Raw genomic sequence first — 3982 nt, forward strand, 5'->3', positions numbered from 1 at the left:
TTGAAAATCTGGATGAAAAGGCAAAAAAATCGGGATAATTAATTTTCCAGAGCCTCGCTCAAGGGTATATTTTTATTTTGGCAGAGGCTCCAAATGTATATTGGCTGATTTCATTGGTCATGAGTCATTCGCCACTATACCTTCTTCCATTAGCGTTGATCATCGTTGTCATATTGAGCGTTGCGGAACAAGTAAAGATTTACAGCAGCCCGACAAATCATGCAAGATACACAAAGTTTTGCTTTATGACTTTGCTCATTGCAAATGTAATTTTGCTGTTGCCAAGTTGTTTTTCTTCATCTTTCGCTCATTTATATCCATTTTTAATCAATCAAAACAAGTCAAAAGGATTAATTTTAGCTGTTTTGATTGCCGGGACATTTTTAAGCGTTTTCATCCTTTATCGGTTATACCAAATTAAACATGATGAAGATAAGCATTTTCAACGCATCAAAGAATATGAAAAAGCGATTCGTTAACAATAGAAAAGAGGGGTCTATATGTCAGAACAAAATAAGGCATTTACTTTTCTTGAAAAGTATCTAATGGGTCCTATGGGGAAAATTGCATCTTTTCGTTTTGTCCGGGCGGTAATGGCAGCCGGGATGGCTTCAATACCATTTACAATAGTAGGGTCAATGTTCCTGGTGTTGAACGTATTGCCGCAGACTTTAACATTTTTGCAAGGTTTTTTCGATAATACTTTCTTTAGAATTAGTGACTTGTATATGCTGGCGAATAAAGCAACAATGGGAATTTTAGCATTATATTTCAACCTTGTTATTGGTTATGAGTATACAAAAATATACGCTGAAGAAGAAGGGATAAATGTAAACCCGCTAAATGGGGCTTTATTATCCATGTTTGCTTTCTTCATGACGATTCCGGAATTGGTTTCAGGTGGTGGAAAAATGTCACTTGTACAAAAAATGAATGACACCACCCATATTATTTTCGGTTGGGAAATGGGTGACAGTGGTGTAAGCCGTTTAGGTTCTTCAGGTATATTTACGGCCATTATTGTTTCTGTTATTGCTGTACAGTTGTACCGGTTATGTGTAAAACAAAATTGGGTGATTAAAATGCCGGAAGCTGTTCCGGAAGGGGTATCCAGATCGTTCACAGCTTTAATTCCTGCTTTTTTAGTCGCTTTTGTGATCTTAATCATCAATGGTATTTTTGTAGCTTTAGGCACAGATATATTTAAAGTTGTCGCTGTTCCATTCAGCTTTGTTACGCATATCGCAAGCAGCTGGCTGGGATTGATGGTGATTTACTTCTTAATCCATGCACTCTGGATTGTAGGCATTCACGGGGCGAATATTATTGGAGCCTTCCTGACGCCTATTACTTTGGCAAATATGGAAGCCAATATTCATGGGGCAAATATTCCATTCGCCGGCGAGTTCCAAAATTCATTTGTCATTATGGGCGGTTCCGGATCGACTTTAGGATTATGTATCTTTATTGCATTTTTAGCCCGGTCACAGCAATTGAGAATACTGGGAAAAGCATCCCTTGCTCCTGGCATCTTTAATATTAATGAACCAATATTGTTTGGACTACCGATTGTTTATAATCCATACCTGGCTATCCCGTTCTTCTTAGCACCTATGGCTACAGCTACAATTGGTTATTTTGCGATCAAACTGCACATTGTTGCGCCACTTATCGCCCAAGTGCCGTGGCCAACGCCAATCGGTATCGGGGCTTTCGTTGGAACAGGCGGGAGTATTATGGCGCCAGTTGTCTCACTCATTTGTGGTGTGGTCGCGTTTATCATATATCTTCCGTTCATCAGAATATATGATAAGAAGTTAGTTGAACAAGAAAAAGGTGGAGAATCTGTACTCTGATCCTAATCTTGGAATAGAAGAATAAGATGTAGAAATATCCTATGAAAACGATGTTGCACTGCGGGTGAATGAATGAAGGCGGTTCTTCATAGGAAAATCGCCTTCTTATTTAACTTTTCTAGTTCAGGAAACCAAATAAGATAAATGATGGAGGGTTTACAATGTCAAAAGGCGTTTTACCAGAAAACTTTTTATGGGGCGGAGCAGTAGCAGCCCACCAGCTTGAAGGCGGCTGGAATAAAGGCGGAAAAGGTGTAAGTGTTGCTGATGTGATGACTGCAGGAAGGCACGGTGTTCCACGGCAAATTACGGATGGTGTATTGGAAGGTTACTATTATCCGAACCATGAAGCAATCGGCTTCTATTCCCGTTATAAAGAAGATATCAAACTGTTCGCTGAAATGGGGTTTAAATGTTTCCGTACTTCGATTGCCTGGACAAGAATTTTTCCGAACGGGGACGATCCGGAGCCGAATGAAGCAGGCTTGCAATTTTACGATGATTTGTTTGATGAATTATTAAAATATCATATTGAACCTGTTATTACCCTATCTCATTTTGAATTGCCTTACCATCTGGTGAAAAAATATGGCGGTTTTAGAAACCGGAAGTGTATTGATTTCTTTGTGAAATTTTCTGAGACAGTCATGAGACGTTATAAAGATAAAGTAAAATATTGGATGACCTTTAACGAAATCAATAATCAAGCAGATACGAGCATGGATTTCGCAAGCTTCACAAACTCAGGAATTAAATACGAAGAAGGTGAAAACCGGAAACAAACCATGTACCAGGCAGCGCTTTATGAATTAATTGCCAGCGCAAAAGCCGTTACATTAGGCCACAAAATTAATCCGAATTTTAAAATTGGTTGCATGCTTTCTTTCGTCCCTGTATATCCATATTCCTGCCATCCGGATGATGTGATGCTTGCAACTGAAGCAATGCGTAATCGCTGGTTCTTTGGTGATGTACATGTTCGCGGGGCGATTCCTCATTATACGAAAAAATACTGGGAAAGAAACGGATTTGAAATTGAATATACAAAGGAAGATGAACAAATTCTTAAAGAAGGAACAGTAGATTACATTGGATTCAGCTATTATATGTCTAAAGTAGTCAGCGCCCGTGAAGTAGAAGATAGCCAGCCTGATGGAGAGTTTGGCCGCGTCGTCCGCAATCCATATGTACAAGCCAGTGATTGGGGTTGGCAAATTGATCCGGTAGGCCTTCGTTATTCATTAAATGCTTTATATGAAAGGTACAATATTCCTTTATTTATTGTAGAAAACGGGCTTGGTGCGCGGGATGCCGTTGAAGAGGATGGCACGATTAACGATGATTACCGTATCCAATATTTTCGCGACCATATTCAGGAAATGAAAAAAGCGGTTGAACTGGACGGCGTTGATTTAATGGGGTACACACCGTGGGGATGTATAGATTTAGTGAGTGCTGGAACAGGAGAAATGGAAAAACGTTACGGTTTTATTTACGTAGATAAAGACAATGAGGGAAACGGAACTTTAGAAAGAAAAAAGAAAAAGTCGTTTGGATGGTATAAGCATGTCATTGAAACAAATGGTGAAGATCTTTAACTTTTAGGACGGCCGTTTTTCCACATTTAAAATAAAACCCATGTTCAATCCTGGGGTGAAAAAATGGAGTTTCACTAAAACTCCATTTTTTCATATACGGGAAGAATAGAAATCTCAGGCGGCAATAGGTGCAGAAGGTAACTAGGGCTTGCTGAATAAGCAAAAATTCCAGATTTGACAAGGATTTTGGCTACTTTTGTCGAATATAAAGTGTAAGGATTTCAAAGGAAACACGTAAAAAACCTTGCACTTGGAAGCTGTTACGATGTACAAAAAGACCGAACATCAATTAACTTTTGTAGATGATTTTTTTCTACCATTCGGTGGGAAATTAAATAAAGAAAATCGCTGGGTCCGTCTTGCTGAAATGATTCCTTGGTGGATGGCCGAAGAAAAGTATGTCAAGTCCTTCAAGAAGAAATTCAAAGGCGAAAAGGATTATTCTGTCAGAATCGCTCTTGGGGCTCTTTATATCAAAGAACGGCTTGGGCTGTCTGACCGGGAAACAGTCGAACAGATCACAGAAAA

The 3982-nt window shown here is 39.2% G+C and carries 4 protein-coding genes; all 4 read left to right on the plus strand.

Annotated elements, in window-relative coordinates:
* Window positions 1–77: 77 nt before the first annotated feature.
* Window positions 78–479 (plus strand): hypothetical protein, encoded by a 402-nt coding sequence (locus tag IC21_RS13885; RefSeq protein WP_029143110.1) that lies wholly within the window; start codon window positions 78–80, stop codon window positions 477–479.
* A gap of 21 nt (window positions 480–500) precedes the next feature.
* Window positions 501–1856: a PTS cellobiose transporter subunit IIC gene (celB, locus tag IC21_RS13890; protein ID WP_029143111.1), complete on the plus strand. Its 1356-nt coding sequence runs from the start codon at window positions 501–503 to the stop codon at window positions 1854–1856.
* Between the two features lie 161 nt (window positions 1857–2017).
* Window positions 2018–3454, plus strand: coding sequence for a 6-phospho-beta-glucosidase (locus IC21_RS13895; protein ID WP_029143112.1), 1437 nt, complete (start codon window positions 2018–2020; stop codon window positions 3452–3454).
* A 265-nt stretch (window positions 3455–3719) separates the two neighbouring features.
* A partial coding sequence (locus tag IC21_RS13900) for a transposase (RefSeq protein ID WP_035181043.1) occupies window positions 3720–3982 on the plus strand: 263 nt, incomplete at its 3' end.

This window comes from Heyndrickxia coagulans DSM 1 = ATCC 7050, assembly GCF_000290615.1.
In the GTDB taxonomy this organism is placed as follows: domain Bacteria; phylum Bacillota; class Bacilli; order Bacillales; family Bacillaceae_C; genus Weizmannia; species Weizmannia coagulans.